8 protein-coding genes are annotated in these 13,618 nt (G+C 70.4%); 5 read left to right on the plus strand and 3 right to left on the minus strand.

Annotated elements, in window-relative coordinates:
- Positions 1 to 73: 73 nt before the first annotated feature.
- Entirely contained in the window at positions 74 to 796 is a 723-nt protein-coding gene (locus K8638_RS02225; protein ID WP_223752703.1) for a double-CXXCG motif protein, read from the plus strand.
- A gap of 51 nt (positions 797 to 847) precedes the next feature.
- On the opposite strand, the gene K8638_RS02230 is transcribed toward K8638_RS02225, so the two are convergent.
- Entirely contained in the window at positions 848 to 3,397 is a 2,550-nt protein-coding gene (locus K8638_RS02230) for a S8 family peptidase (RefSeq protein ID WP_223752704.1), read from the minus strand.
- Between the two features lie 71 nt (positions 3,398 to 3,468).
- Positions 3,469 to 7,821 carry a DEAD/DEAH box helicase gene (locus tag K8638_RS02235; RefSeq protein ID WP_223752705.1) on the minus strand — a complete coding sequence of 1,451 codons (4,353 nt, stop codon included), beginning with the start codon at positions 7,819 to 7,821 and terminating at the stop codon, positions 3,469 to 3,471.
- Between the two features lie 212 nt (positions 7,822 to 8,033).
- Here K8638_RS02235 and K8638_RS02240 point away from each other — a divergent pair, with 212 nt between their 5' ends.
- The 4 genes from K8638_RS02240 to K8638_RS02255 all read left to right on the plus strand — a co-directional run bounded on the left by K8638_RS02240 (position 8,034) and on the right by K8638_RS02255 (position 12,949).
- Positions 8,034 to 9,524, plus strand: a complete 1,491-nt coding sequence (locus tag K8638_RS02240; RefSeq protein WP_223752706.1) for a PAS domain-containing protein — start codon at positions 8,034 to 8,036, stop codon at positions 9,522 to 9,524.
- 604 nt (positions 9,525 to 10,128) lie between these two features.
- Positions 10,129 to 10,554 (plus strand): hypothetical protein, encoded by a 426-nt coding sequence (locus K8638_RS02245; protein WP_223752707.1) that lies wholly within the window; start codon positions 10,129 to 10,131, stop codon positions 10,552 to 10,554.
- The gene (locus K8638_RS02250) at positions 10,551 to 11,438 is read left to right on the plus strand and encodes a hypothetical protein (RefSeq protein ID WP_223752708.1); all 888 of its coding nucleotides are present in this window, start codon (positions 10,551 to 10,553) and stop codon (positions 11,436 to 11,438) included. Before K8638_RS02245 ends, K8638_RS02250 begins: the two co-directional genes overlap by 4 nt.
- The gene (locus K8638_RS02255) at positions 11,435 to 12,949 is read left to right on the plus strand and encodes an AAA family ATPase (RefSeq protein ID WP_223752709.1); all 1,515 of its coding nucleotides are present in this window, start codon (positions 11,435 to 11,437) and stop codon (positions 12,947 to 12,949) included. The genes K8638_RS02250 and K8638_RS02255 overlap by 4 nt, the downstream gene beginning before the upstream one ends.
- Before the next feature lie 33 nt (positions 12,950 to 12,982).
- On the opposite strand, the gene K8638_RS02260 is transcribed toward K8638_RS02255, so the two are convergent.
- A complete protein-coding gene (locus tag K8638_RS02260; protein WP_223752710.1) occupies positions 12,983 to 13,576 on the minus strand; it encodes a DUF2378 family protein in 594 nt (197 codons plus the stop codon).
- Between the last annotated feature and the right edge of the window lie 42 nt (positions 13,577 to 13,618).

Below are 13,618 nucleotides of genomic sequence, written 5' to 3' on the forward strand. Positions count from 1 at the left end.
GGGCGGAGATGGGTGGGACTGCGGGCGGCGGTATCGTCCGCGCATCATGCCGGCCGCCGCCGAGAGAGGAACCGTGAAGTTCTACGAAGCCACCGAAGACACGTCCCTGGGCTACACGGGCAATCTCGACGCCGTGCATCGCTGGGGGTTACCGGGCGTACAGCCTTGCCCGACGTGCCGCGCGGGTGGAGGCTCGCCGTCGCTCGCGTACCCATGTGTGGACCTGTGCAGCCTGCCCGAGAGCGAGCTCAAGAGGCTCTCCAATCCGTGGCCCGTCCCGCGCGAGGAGAGCGCCCGTCTGATCGAGCTGATACGGCCGTTCGCGCCTTCGTGGGCCGTGCTGAAACCCGGAGCGCAGTTCGGCCCGAGGACCGGCTCAGGCTCGGGCCGGTTCGGTCCGCTCTTCATGCAGAACTCCTGGTCGCTCTATCTTCGGCGTGAAGCACTGGAACAACTTCAGGCCGCCGGAATCCGCGGCCTCCAGGGCTGTCCCCTCAGCGTGCGCTTCCGTGGAAAGAACCCGCCGGAACTCCTGGAACTGCAACTGGAGCTGCACGGCCGGTTTCATCCCTCCTGCCTGCCACCGGACCGCAAGCCACCCTGCCCCACCTGCGGCAATGATCGACTCAAGGTCCCGGAGCCCATCGTCCTCGACGCCGCATCGCTGCCAGACAGCGTGGACGTGTTCCGCATGACCGACGCCTGGACGGTCATCCTCGTCACCGAGCGCTTCGTCGAAGCAGTGCAGCGCCTCGGCCTGGACGGCGTCACGTTCCGCGAGCTGGAGACCCGCTGACACGGGCTCCCGGCCTCACAAGGCCGGGAGCCGTGCTCACCCGTACCTCACTCAGCGGCAGAAGCCGTCCGCGGCGCAGGTGCTGCCCACGGCGCAGTTCAGGCCGGTACCGATACAGCTCGGCTGGCAGTACCCCGCCCCCGTGCTGTCCTCGTAGCAGACGTAATCGGGACGGCAGTCGCCCTGGCCCGTGCCCACCGCCTGCGTACACGTCGCCAGACACGCCGCCGTGCCCGACGAGAAGGTGTAGCACTTGGAGCCCACCGGACATGCCGAGTCGCTGCAGTCCTTCGTGCAGTACCCACCCGGGTAGTTCGTCAGACACACGCCCCCGGAGCAGTCGAGGTCGGAGAAGCACGCCGCGCCCACCTCCAGCTCCGGCTCATCCTCGATGGGCGCCAGCGGCAGCAGGTCGAAGCTCACGCCGCTGAGGGTCTCATCCTCCTCCAGCACCAGCGGCTCGAAGGTGTCCAGGTTGCGCCAGAAGCCGGTGCGCTCACCGTCCTCGAAGAGCTCGCCGTCCTGGTCCTCGTCGATGGTGGCCAGCGCGTAATACGTGCGCGGCTCCAGGTCGATGGAGTACGCGTAGTTCGCCGAAGCGCGAGCCACCGTGATGGCCTCCTCCGACGCCTGCCACTCGCCCCCCTCCTGCCACACGAAGGCGACGATGGCGTCCAGGCCGTCGGCGGCCCCCACGGCAATCTGCACCCCCACCGAGGCCGAGCCCGCCGCACCGGAGCCCGCCAGGTTCAGGGTCGCCGTGTAGTCCCCATCCGCCAGCCCCGCCGCGTCCACCGTCACATTCACATTGGCCGTGCCGAACGCCGGCACCGTCACCTGGCTCGGAGAGACGGAAACCCGCGAGGCCTGCGTCCCCGAGACACTCACCGACACCGTCAGGTCCCCGCCCTGGTTGCCACCCACGTTGCTCACCGTGAGCTGCTGCGTCCCGCTCCCCCGGAAGAAGAGCGAAGCGGTGGCGACACCGAGCTGAGGAGGCACGGTGCCCGGGTCCGTGTTGGCGACGCGCTGGAGCGCGGCATTCGCGTTGACAAGGCCCGAGCCACAGCCACCCGGGCACTGCGAGCCAGGGATGGCGGTGGCGGTGGCCTTCAGGATGCTCTCCGCCAGCGCGGGCGTGAGGTTCGCCTGCCCCGCCCGCGCCGCCATCAGCGCCACCACGCCGGCCACGTGCGGTGCGGCCATGCTGGTGCCCTGCGAGAAGGTGTACGCCGGCTGGTTGTTCTCGTCACGCGCGGTGGACAGCACCCCGTCCGGGTAGTCGTCGCCGTTGAGGTCCTCGACCATCTCGCCGCCGGAAGCCATGACGTCCACCGCCGACCCGTAGTTGGAGAAGCTGCTGCGCCGGCCCGACAGGCCGGTGGAGCCCACGCAGATGACGTTGTTCTGGTTGCACGGCGTGCTCCGGCTGGCCTCCATGTTCTCGTTGCCCGCGGCGATGACGAAGATGGCGCCGCGGCCGGTGCCGGCGTTGATGGCGTCCTGATAGGACTGCTGCGGCGGCGCCTCACCGCCCAGGCTCATGTTCACCACCTTGGCCGGATTCGGGTTGGCCGGCACGCCCGTCACGCCGCCCCCCGTGGCCCAGGTCATGCCCGCCACGATGTCGAAGGTGGTGCCACCCTCCTTGCCCAGCACGCGCACCGGGAGGATGCGCGCATTCCAGGCCACACCCGCCACGCCGCTGGTGTTGGTGTTCGTCTCCGCGGCGATGGTGCCCGACACGTGCGAGCCGTGCCACGAGGAGCCGCCGTTGGGCAGGTCGCCGCCCTGGTCCAGCGGGTTGTTGTCACGGCCGTTGCCGTCCCCCGCGTTGGCCGTGTCCGAAATCATGTCGTAGCCGGCCAGGCGGCGGTTATCGAGGTCCGGGTGCGGGACGATGCCCGTGTCCAGCACCGCCACCACCACGCCCGTCGCGTCCGACTCGATGTCCCACGCGGCCGGCAGGTTGAGCGTGGGGTAGTGCCACTGCGCGCTGTAGGCCCTGTCATTGGGCACCTTCAGCGGGTACATGCGCAGGTTGCTCTCCGTGAAGCGCACGCCCGGCACCTTCGCGAGCTGCGCCACCAGCCCGCGCGTCTCCTCCGCCGTCACCGCGTGGCCGTCCAGCGCCTCGAAGCCCACCAGGTGCAGATACTCGCTGGCGTAGCCCTTGTGCGTCGCGCGGTAGCCGGGGAGCTTCGCCGCCTCCAGCACGCGCTCGGGCAGCAGGCCCGCTTCCTCGAAGCGCAGGATGACGTCTCCCGGAATCGTGGGGTCCGTCTTCGGAATGCGCGCCAGCGGCGGCTCGCCCACCGGGGGCCGGACGATGGGCAGGCCCGGGTCCGTCACCACCGGGCCCGTCGTTCCCAACCCCTGCGCGCGCTGCCCACGCACCGCGGCCTTCACCTTCTCCAGGTCGGCCTTGCCGAACGGCGAGCGGATGGCGCGGGAGACCCCACCCTCCGCGGACTCGTTGTTGCTGCGGAAGGGCGTCAGCTCGCCACGGATGGTGCCCTTGCCGACGGACGGCCCATCACCATCACCATCATCACAGGCGGAGGACAGAACAAGCAGACCCAGGAGCAACAGGCGACGCATACGGTACAACCCCCTCGAAATACGGTCAGTGGGGGCACCCTAGCATTGCCAGTACGGGCGGAAATCGATTCTCAGCTCGCCATCACCTCGCCGCTTCCGCCGTCCGTGTCCTCGCCAACGTTGCCGTCGGGCTCATCCTCCAGCGCGTCGACGTCCCGTGGCACGCCGTCCACGTAGGTGACGACGTTGCCCGGCATGGCGGGCACGCGAGGCCCCGGAGTCACCACACCAGTGAGGTTGAGCGGGTCCACCCCGGAGAGCTGCACCCGCACGCCCGACGGAGCCTGGCGGCGCACGGCGCGCGCCATGTCCACCGCCTCCGGCAGCGCGAACTGCTCGCCCACGAAGCCCGCCACGAAGCGGCCGCCGCGCACCTCGCCGCGCGCCTCCATGCGCCGGTACACGAACAGCAACTCGCGCCAGGTGGGCGCCAGCGCCTCGCGCATGACGAGGTCCCTCCAGACGATGCCGTAGCGCTGGAGGAACAGGCGCGCCAGCGACTCCATCACCTCGTCCGCGGGCTTCGGCTCGGCCGGGGCCAGCAGGCTCCAGCGGCCCGGGCCGCCGCGCTGCAACAGCTTCTGCCGCTTGCGGTGCGCCGGGCTCTGGAGCACGCGCAGGTTCTGCACCGCGTCCGCCGTCACCAGCCCGCGCGCCACCAATTCCCACAGCGCGTCCTCCACCTCCGCGGGCAGCCGCCGCGCGCGCGTCACCAGGTCCTGGAAGAAGCACGCGCCGCGCCGCTCCAGCACCGCCACCACGTCCTTCGCGGCGGCGCTCAGGTCCGGCGGCGTCCACACGTCCCCGTCCGCCAGCACGGCGTGGGGCCGCGCCGACGTGAGCATCCACTCCAGGTCCTCGCGCAGCACGAAGGTCAGCGGCGCATTGCGCGTGGGCGATGCCCGCGAGCGCGGCGGCGGAGCGGCCTCGGGCTCCGGCGGTGTCACCGGCGCGCCCCGGCGCGGCCCCGGCGCGGGCTTCGCGTCCTTCATCGTCAGCCGGCCCCAGGCCACCTCGCCCGAGTAGCAGGCCCGCTCCAGCATGTCCGGCGTGTACCCGCGCATGCGCGCCGGCAGGAGGAAGCGCTCCCACGCGGAGGCCGGCGCCTCGTACCCCTGCAGCAGGCGCACCGCCTTGAGCAACCCCGTGGAGCCGCGCAGCGCGTCCACGTCCTCCAGGTGGTGCCACCGGAAGAGGAAGCGCATGAAGTCCTGCGCGCTCAGCGGCTCGATTTCCCTGCGCAGCCGCCCCACCGTCAGCCGGTGGATGCGCTGGAGCAGACGCCGGTCGCACCACTCCAGCGGCGGTGTCTCGCCCGGCGCCGGCGGCGACTCCAGCGGACGGAAGCGGCCGCGCAGCACGGAGCCCTGGGACTCCAGCGTGTGCAGGGCGATGTTCACCTCGCCCTCGTCCAGCACGGTGAGCCGGGCCAGCTCCTCCACGGTGGTGGGGCCCAGCATCTCCATGCGCCCGCGCACCACCTGGAGGACGGCGGCGTCGCGCTCCACCGGCCTGTCGTGCGCCAGCACCGGCAGCGGCGGCTGCGTCACCGCGTCCGGGAAGAGCGCCCGCAGCGCGCTGCCCCGCTCGGCGGACACCAGGAAGCGGCCGGCCGGCAGCTCCAGCCAGGCCACGCGCCCCTGCTCGAGCAGCGGCGCCTCCAGCCCGCGCGGCACCTCGTGGGCGTGCACCAGCACCCACTGCAACAGGACGTCGTGCAGCTCGTCCTCGTCGCGCAGGGGCGGCGCGGCGTCCTCCACCACCGTGGTGATGGCCGCCGCGTCCAGCGCGCCGAAGGCCGCCGCGTCCTCGGCGGGCATGGCGCGGCGCAGGGCCACGTTGCGCACGCGGCGCTCCTCGGCCGGCGCGTCGTCCAGGAAGGTGTACGGCTGGCTGTGAATCATCGCGTGCGAGAAGACGCTCGGCTCCGGCACGTCGCGCGCCTCCAGGCGGATGCGGCCGTCACGCATGCGCCGCAGCACCTCGCGCAGGCCCTCGATGTCCATCGCCTCGCGCAGGCAGTCGTCCATCGTCTGCTTCACCAGCGGGTGGTCCGGCAGCTCGAGGTCGGCGCCCCCGTGGTTGTCCTGGCAGCCCACCTGCGCGGGGAAGACGGCCGCCAGCAAGTCCTCGCTGCGCGCGCGCTGGAGGTTGGGCGCCACGCGCTTGCCGCCCATCATCCGGTGCAGCGCCAGCGCCCGCGTGGCCACCCACCGGAAGCGGGTGCCAAAAATCGGCGCCTGGAGCACCGCCTGCACCAGCACCTCCTCCACGTTGTCCGGGTGGAGGAAGTCGAAGATGTCCGCCAGCGGGAAGGAGTGCTGCTCGCCCAGCGACAGGAGGATGCCGTCCTCGGTGGCCGCCGCCTGCAGTTCGAAGTCGAAGGAGCGGCAGAAGCGCTTGCGCAGCGCCATGCCCCACGCGCGGTTGATGCGGCTGCCGAAGGGCGCGTGGATGATGAGCTGCATGCCGCCCGCCTCGTCGAAGAAGCGCTCGGCCACCACCGTGGTGTGGCTGGGCACCGCGCCGAGCATCTTCTGCCCCAGCCGCAGGTAGCCCATCAGCGCGTCCACCGCGGGCGGCGGCATGCGCAGCTCCTTCTCCAGGAAGCCCGCCGCGTCCTCGCGCTTCAGCAATTCCTCGCGCAGGCGGCCCACCTGGGCGGACAGCTCGTCCGTGCGGCCCGGCGCCTCGCCGCGCCAGAAGGGCACGTTGGGCGGCGCGCCCTTCGCGTCCTCCACCACCACCGTGCTGCCCATCACCCGCTGAATCCGCCACGCGGTGCTGCCCAGCAGGAAGATGTCCCCGGGCGAGGACTCCACCGCGAAGTCCTCGTCCAGCGTGCCCACCACCTTGCCCTCCGGCTCCGCGGTGACGCTGAAGGTGAAGGTGTCCGGAATGGCGCCGCCGTTGGTGAGCGCGGTGATGCGCACCCCGCGCCGGCCCTTGAGGCGCTGATTCACGCGGTCTCTGTGCAGGTGGATGCCCGCGCGGCCCCGCGCCGCGGCGATGCCCTCCGACAGCACCTCCAGCACCGACTGGTATTCCTCCCAGGTGAGGTCGCGGTACGGGTACGCGCGCTGGAAGAGACTGAAGAGGGCGCGCTCGTCCCACTCCTCGCAGGCGCACGCCGCGACAATCTGCTGGGCCAGCACGTCCAGCGGCTTCTGCGGGATGATGACCGTGTCCAGGTCGCCCTCGCGCACGGCGTTGAGGAGCGCGGCGCACTCCATCAGCTCGTCGCGCGTCATCGCGAAGAGGATGCCCTTGGAGATGCCGGCCTTGTGGTGGCCCGCGCGGCCCACGCGCTGGAGCAGCACGGAGATGGCGCGCGTGGTGCCGAGCTGCACCACCAGGTCCACGTTGCCCACGTCGATGCCCAGCTCCAGCGACGCGGTGGCCACCATGGCGCGCAGCTGCCCCGTCTTCAGCTTCTCCTCCGCCGCCAGCCGGATTTCGCGCGACATGCTGCCGTGGTGGGCCGCCACCAGCCCCTCCCCCAGCCGCTCGCCCAGATCATGCGCCACGCGCTCCGCCATCTTCCGCGTGTTGACGAAGATGAGCGTGGTGCGGTGCTGGCCCGTCAGCTCCACCAGCCTGTCGTAGACCTGCCCCCACATCTCGTGCGTGGCGAGCGACGACAGCTCCGCGTCCGGAATCTCCAGCGTCAAGTCCCATGGGCGCAGGTGGCCCACCTCCACGCGCCGGCACTCCCGGTGGGAGGCGCCGGTGAGGAAGGCGGAGATGGCGTCCAGCGGCTTCTGCGTGGCGGACAGGCCGATGAGCTGCGGGCGCACCTCGGTGAGCGCCTTGAGCCGCTCCATGGACAGGGCGAAGTGGCTGCCCCGCTTGTCGCGCGCCAGCGCGTGGATTTCGTCCACGATGACGGTGCGCACGCCGCGCAGCGTGGCGCGGGCGCGCTCCGCGGTGAGGTAGAGGTAGAAGGACTCCGGCGTGGTGATGAGGATGTGCGGCGGGCGGCGCACCATCTGCGAGCGCTCGGAGGCGGGCGTGTCCCCGCTGCGCACCTGCACGCGCAACTCCCTCGGCTGGTAGCCCTCCGCGCGGGCGCGGGCGAGCAATTCCTCCAGCGGCTGGAGCAGGTTCTTCTGCACGTCGTTGCCCAGCGCCTTGAGGGGCGACACGTAGAGCACCTGGGTGCGGTCCTCCAGCGTCCCCTCCAGCGCGAGCCGGAAGAGGGAGTCCAGCGCGGCGAGGAAGGCGGTGAGCGTCTTGCCGCTGCCCGTGGGCGCGGCGATGAGCACGTCGTGGCCGGCCTGGATGAGCGGCCAGCCCTCCACCTGCGGCCGGCTGGGCTCGCCCAGCCGCTCGGCGAACCAGCGCCGCACCACCGGGTGGAACGGGGCCAGCGCGGGATGCGCCGCGCACTCGGCGGCGAAGTCGAGGCTGATCTGCGGGGCCATGCGTACCTCTCCAGAAAGAGCCTGAACACAGGTGCAGCCCCGCGTCAACGCGTGCCCATCACCCCACGGACCTACGTACCAACCCCATCCCAAGCCCCCGCGAACCCTCGACACACATTCCCCGGTGTCACCTACTCTCCATGTACGGCGACGCGGTGCGGCGGCGCGCGGGCATCCAGCGCATTCTGTAGACGCCCCCTGCCCCCTCCGCCATGGACTCGACGCCCAGCCGATTCACGCTCGAAGCACTCAATCCGGATGGGTTCCTCGCCCTCCGTCCCCTCGGAGGCAGCGCCGAGGCGCCCGGCGACTTCCTCTGCGACTACGCGAACCCCGCCGCGGAGATGCTGCTGGGCCCCGGACTCACGGGCCAGCCGCTGCTGGCCACACGGCCCGCGCTGGCCGGCATGCACGCGCCGTGGACCGCCACCATGGCCACCGGCCAGCGCACCGAGCACGCCTTCTCCTGGGGCGGGGGTGAGGCGGCACGCCAGATGCGAGCACGGGCCGCGCGCATGGAGGACGGCCGCCTGGCCGTGTGGCTGGCGGACATCACCGAGGAGGCGCGCTTCGTCGTGGAGGCAGAGGCCTTCGAGGAGCGGATGAGCGCCTACGTGGAGTGCATGCCGGATGCCTTCCTCGCGCTGGATGGCGGCTTCCGGGTCCGCCACGCCAACCGCGCCGCGGAGAAGCTGCTGGGACAGAGCCGGGAGGAGCTGCTGGGCCGTGTGCTGTGGGACGCCTACGGCGACGAGCCCGAGTCCGCGCTGCGCCGCCAGCTCCAGCGCGCGCTGAGCACCGGGCGCACCGTGGAGTTCGAGGAGTGTCTCTCCACGCCCCAGCTCCACTTCCGCGTGACGGCGGTGCCCTCGCCCGGCGGGCTGCTGGTGTACCTGGCCGACATCACCCAGCGCCGGCGCTCCGAGGACTCCCTGCGGCGCACCAGCGCGCTCTTCAACGCCGTGCTCCAGGGCTGCACGGACGCCATCTACACGAAGGACCTGGCGGGCCGGTACACGCGCATCAACGCGGCCGGCGCGCGGCTGATGGGCAGGCCCGCGGAGGAGATGCTGGGCCACACGGACGCGGAGCTGTGGCCGGAGGAGGCGCGCACCACGGCCTCGCACGACCGCGAGGTGCTGGCCTTCCGGCAGACGTTCACCTACGAGGAGGTGCAGCAGCGAGGCCCCAAGCCGCGAGTGTGGCTGTCCACCAAGGGCGTGCTGAAGGACGACTCGGGCGCGGTGTTCGGCCTGTTCGGCATCAGCCGCGACATCACCGAGCGCAAGGCCATGGAGGAGGCGCTGCGGCGCAACGAGGCGCGGATGATTCAGGCGCTGTCCGCCGCGTCGCTGACGCTCTTCGACCTGCGGCTGCCGGAGGGGCTGCTGCACTGGGAGCGCAACGCGGCGACCCACTTCGGACAGGCGGAGCTGCCGGCGGAGGAGCCGCTGGGGACCTTCCTCTCCCGCGTGCACCCGGAGGACCGGCTGGGCGTGGCGGAGCGGCTGGCCCGCTGCACCGAGGCCCCGGGCGAGGTGGTGCTGGACTACCGCGTGGTGTTGGCCGGCGGGCAGGTGCGGCGGCACGCGCTGCGGGCCCGCTCTCGCGCGGAGGACGGGAGAATCGGCCGCGTCCTGGGCGTGCTGGCGGACATCACCCACCGGCAGCCCGGGCCCAGCGGCGTCATCCAGGCCGCGTGAGACACCGTCACGCGCCCGGGGGCGCGCCCCGGCTGAGCCTTGCTGAACCCAGCACGGCGTCATGCTGGTTTACTACCCTACACGTCATATCTCCAAACACCTCCGCTACCGCTTCGGGTAGAGTCGGGCCGTGGCCAAGAAACGTCCGAACCGGTCAGCCCGTCCTCGCACTTCGAAAACGAAGACTCCCGCCAAACGGCGGACGTCTTCCCGACGCCAGGCCATCTCTCCGGACACAGCCAGGCTCGCACGGCGCATCGCGGAGTCCGTTCCGTTCGTCCACTTTCCATCGCAGACCCTCTTCCCCACCTTCCTGCACTGGCAGAGGCTCAGGAGCAGGAAGGACCTGGGTGAGGCTCAACCCCTGGGAGACTTCGAGCAACTGCGCTGGGGGCACGTCTTCGCATACGCGGGGCCCTCCTGTTATCGGAGCAACGACAGCATTGGAGACGCGGCCGTTTATTTCCTGCCGTCACTCGACACCGTGCAGTCCGGAGCCATCGCGCCGTTCGACTCGGGCTCCCTCGAGGATCCCCACCCGAGACTCCAGCCCTGGGTCAGCCGGACGCTCAGGGCTCGCTGGCAGTTCGTGCAGAAATCCTCGATGCCTCTCTCCGGATGGCGCGTCAGGTTCGAGAAATGGCTCCTCCACTGCTACGTCATGCCGGACCGCTACCTGGACTCGTCGGCTGACCGCTACGCAGCGGGGGTTCCGGACCGGCTGCGTCCGCCCTCGCTCCTCCAGCACAACGGTCCTCGTGGACGCGCCACCTACGGAGAGGGCCAGTGCGGAGACCGGCGTGCCTGGACGTGGGAGGCACGCTTCGAGCAACCCGTGCCTTTTGTCCGGCTCCAGGCACTGCATCTGGCCCGGGACCGGGTCCGCGCCGCCGTGCTGGAGGTGAGCCGGTTGCGTTTTGACTCCCACCCCTCCATCACCATCAAGGCACTGCCCTGGGGGAAAGATGCCTCCGCTGATACCCTCTACGAGGACTCCGGCCGCGTTCTTCGCGAGTTGATTGGACTATGAGCAAGCCCTCATCCAACAAGCCGTACCCGGTGACGCTGTCTCATGAAGGCGAGATTCCGGGAGTCCAAGTCGTCGGATTTCATGGGGAGGTGGATGCCGGGGACACGCCTGCTCGGCGGGCCGCCATCCTGGTGGATGCGGAAGGCTGGCTCGTGCGGATACTCCCCTTCAGCGATGCACCCGAGCGGGAGCCCGGCGAGGAGCGACCCGCGCGAATCCGGCTCGAGCGCGGCCCGCTCCGAGTCGATGCCGAGGGCCCTCTTCCGGGAGTCGGCACACGCCTCGGCCCATGGCCGGCCCGCCTGGGGTACACGGTGGTGCTGCTGGGCCAGACCGAGCTGCGCGCGGCGGCGCGGCTCGCGGCCCACGCCCCCGCGGACGAGTCCGGCCCAACGCGGCTCATCCAGTGGCTGGCCCAGGGACGCCCCGCTCCTGCTCCGGAGTGGACCGCGCAACTGAACGGGCTGGTGGCCTGGTACTGCCCGGAAAGGGAGGCCCATGCACTCTGGCTGTCCATCCTCCGGGAGGCGAGGCTCGCGGCGCTCCAGTCCTTCGGTGGGAGCCCCCAGCTCCTGGAAGAGGCGGCATGGTGGCTCTCACGAACCGCGCTTTCCGATGATGACCTCTACCTCTCAGCGGCGTGCCTGAAACATGCGGGCTCGCCTCATGCGGAGGCCATGCTGCAGGCCATGATGGAAACGCCTCCCGCCCCAGGGGAGCTGCAGAAACGCATGACGGAACAGCTCCTGTTCCTGGATGCCGAGGCCAGGCTCGCCTCCCGTCCAGAAGAAGGAACGGGCCCCGGTGCCTCCCAGCCGCTTGACGTAGAACTGTCCCGCACGCGAAGCAGGGTCCGCCAGGGCGCCCTCATCCAGGCACGATGAACTCCCAGCTCATCACGGTCGACATCCCCGGATTGGACCTTGCGCTCGGCGGCGGCATCTGGGCCGTCCGCCGCATGCCCGAGGCGAACGCGAGCGCGACGTTGCTCCTCCGCGGCCCTCCTGGCTCCGGCAAGACGGCTTTCGGAACACAGCTCGCGGCGGCGCTGGGACTCGCGCTCGGGGGAGATGCCGCCTACGGGTGCGTGGAACTTCTCCCCGTCGAGCTCCAGGCCCAGTACGCCAACCTCCAGCTCGAAAGGGCTCGCGCGAAGGTCGTGATTCCCCCATTCCAGAAGGGGGCCCCTGCTGGAGACACCGGATGCCGCATCTTCGCCGGCTTGTTGGACCTGGGCGCTTCCGGCCAGGAGCAGACACGGCTCGGTCCAGCCATCCACGCCCTCCTCGATGAGGTCTCCCGAGCCGGGGGCCGCCCTCGGGTGCTGGTCATCGACTCGCTCTCGGAGGGGTACGGGCTTGGCGGTTCGGCACCGCGGCTGCTTGCCGATGCCCTGTCCAAGCTCGCCGCGGAACTGGGGCTGATACTCGTGCTCTTGGAAGAGGCCATCGACTCACGGCCCTCAACCTGGAGCTTCACGTCGGATGTGGTTCTGGAGCTGGCAAGTGGCGAGGAGGACCGCTCTCCCGGTTCACCCGCACCTTTCGAGCGCCGGGTGACCGTCACGAAGAATCGCTTCGGTCCTTCCGATGCGGGGCCCCATCGCTTCGAGTTCCTGCCCTCGGGACTGCGGCTCTTTCCCCGTCCCACCGCGTACCTGGCGACCTGGGCGGAAAGACTCCTGAAGCTCGAGGTGCTTCAGGAAGAGATAGCGCCGCAGAGTTGGGTGGCTGCGCCGGAAGTGCGCCAGCCCGACTGGCCAGACATCCGTGATTGCGTCATCGCAGTCCATGGTCCCGAGGCCCACGTTGTCCATCAAGTCTCTGGGATGTTGGGCAGTGAGGAGCCTGGAGGCAATCCCTACCCCGGCATCATTCTCTTCATTGATTTCTTGCGACAAATGGGCAGGAGGCGTGAGGAAGAATTTTACGATGAGGGGACGTGGGTCATCGGCGCTGGCAATCCCTACCTCAGCGGCCACCGGCTGCTCGCCATGGTTCGAGACAGCCTCGACAGGTTCCGAGGCAACGAGCCTGTCATCGGCAAGGTTCTCATAGGGGACCTGCGCTCTCTTCGCAGCTTCTGGAATCCCGAGGGGCTGCGACGCGCAATCGCGGTCATTACGGCCCTCTTCCGTCAGGCACGCATTCCAGTCGTACTCTTCGAAACAACCGCACCCCGGCAGATTGAGCAAATACAGCCAGTCGGCGACATCTTCTCCCAATCTCACATCGTGGAGACGGGCCATCCCGAGCCTCATGCCGTGGACTTCGCGGACATCGTGGTTGACCTGCTCCCCATGCGGCTATCGGGTCGCGTGACACCGCTGGCCCGTATCACCGATGTACGGACGGGACGCCAGCACGCATGGAACCCCTTCGCGGAAGATGAGTAGGAGCGTCCAAGCTGAAGCTCCGCACCCGCGAGCTCAGGCGCCATGGCCGGCCGCGGCGGGCGGGCTCCGCGCCGCGCCGCGCGCCCACGTGAGGCGGAAGGTGGCGGCGGTGCCGTCGAAGGCGATGGGCCGCACCTTCACCTGCCCCGCACCGGCGGAGCGCAGCGTCTCCGCGAGGAAGCCGGCGGCGAAGTACGGGTTGTCCGCCATGACGTCCTTCATCCACAGCGTGGCGGAGTCCTGCGTGGACTCCTCCACGCGCACCTCGTTGAAGTTGTTGCCGGCCCGCACGTTGTAGGGCACCCGCTCCAGCGTGCGGCGCGGCCCCAACTGGGTGACGAGCGCCATGCTGGCCCGGCCCACCGAGGTCTGCCGGAAGCCTTGCAGGTAGCGCGCGCCCAATTCGACGCAGGCCTCGTGCGCAGGCAGGTCCGTGTAGACGTCCCGCGCGGCCACACGCAGGAAGCCGCGCCACTGCTCCACCGTGTAGTGCGGGCGCAGCGGCTCCGACAGGTCCAGACCCGCGGCCTTCAGGGCCTGGCGGCCTTCACGGGTGAGGTGCGGCCCCAGGGCGCGCACGAAGAGGGCTTCCACGGACTGGGCGAAGATGAGCTTCTCGGACGGCATGACCGAAAGCTGGCAACACCACCGTCCAGCGGCGAGGGCCGA

Source organism: Myxococcus sp. RHSTA-1-4 (assembly GCF_020037125.1).
Classification (GTDB): Bacteria; Myxococcota; Myxococcia; order Myxococcales; family Myxococcaceae; genus Myxococcus.

Excerpts from the sequence above, each read along its gene's own strand:
- K8638_RS02230 (WP_223752704.1), bottom strand. The coding sequence starts at position 3,397 with ATGCGTCGCCTGTTGCTCCTGGGTCTGCTTGTTCTGTCCTCCGCCTGT.
- K8638_RS02235 (WP_223752705.1), bottom strand. The coding sequence starts at position 7,821 with ATGGCCCCGCAGATCAGCCTCGACTTCGCCGCCGAGTGCGCGGCGCAT.
- K8638_RS02240 (WP_223752706.1), top strand. The coding sequence starts at position 8,034 with ATGGACTCGACGCCCAGCCGATTCACGCTCGAAGCACTCAATCCGGAT.
- K8638_RS02245 (WP_223752707.1), top strand. The coding sequence starts at position 10,129 with ATGCCTCTCTCCGGATGGCGCGTCAGGTTCGAGAAATGGCTCCTCCAC.
- K8638_RS02250 (WP_223752708.1), top strand. The coding sequence starts at position 10,551 with ATGAGCAAGCCCTCATCCAACAAGCCGTACCCGGTGACGCTGTCTCAT.
- K8638_RS02255 (WP_223752709.1), top strand. The coding sequence starts at position 11,435 with ATGAACTCCCAGCTCATCACGGTCGACATCCCCGGATTGGACCTTGCG.
- K8638_RS02260 (WP_223752710.1), bottom strand. The coding sequence starts at position 13,576 with ATGCCGTCCGAGAAGCTCATCTTCGCCCAGTCCGTGGAAGCCCTCTTC.